Below are 398 nucleotides of genomic sequence, written 5' to 3' on the forward strand. Positions count from 1 at the left end.
GGCCACCACCGATCCGGTCGGCCGCTACCTGGCCAAGCAGGAAGGCGTGTCCGGCCTGCAGACGGTGCTGCGTTTCAACGAGGCCAAGCTCTACCTGGCGTTGAACAAGGACACTCCGGACGAGGTGGTGGAGCGCCTGCAAAAGGCCCTGGAGCAGATGCGCCAGGAAGGCTTCGTCGACGAAGCCGTCGCCAACTACCTCTGACTGGCGGGCGCCCCTCCGCCGGCGCGGCGAGGGGGCTCAGTTCAGGTCGTAGGCCTGGACGCCGAGGTCGCGGCTGTCGTACCAGTTGCCGCGGGCCCAGAACACCCGGTCGTGCGCCTCGTCGAAACCGAGCACGCCGAGGTAGCCGGCGATGTCCAGGCGGCGCCAGGATGAGCCCCAGTCGTCCGAGTAG

1 protein-coding gene is annotated in these 398 nt (G+C 68.6%); it reads left to right on the forward strand.

All coding sequences use genetic code 11. From position 1 onward, the window contains the following. On the forward strand, nucleotides 1-205 hold a 205-nt coding region (locus ACLJNW_RS23380; protein ID WP_162984647.1), incomplete at its 5' end, for an amino acid ABC transporter substrate-binding protein. Nucleotides 206-398 lie beyond the last annotated feature (193 nt).

The sequence above is a fragment of the Salmonella sp. SAL4457 genome, from assembly GCF_046548235.1.
Taxonomy (GTDB): domain Bacteria; phylum Pseudomonadota; class Gammaproteobacteria; order Enterobacterales; family Enterobacteriaceae; genus Salmonella; species Salmonella enterica.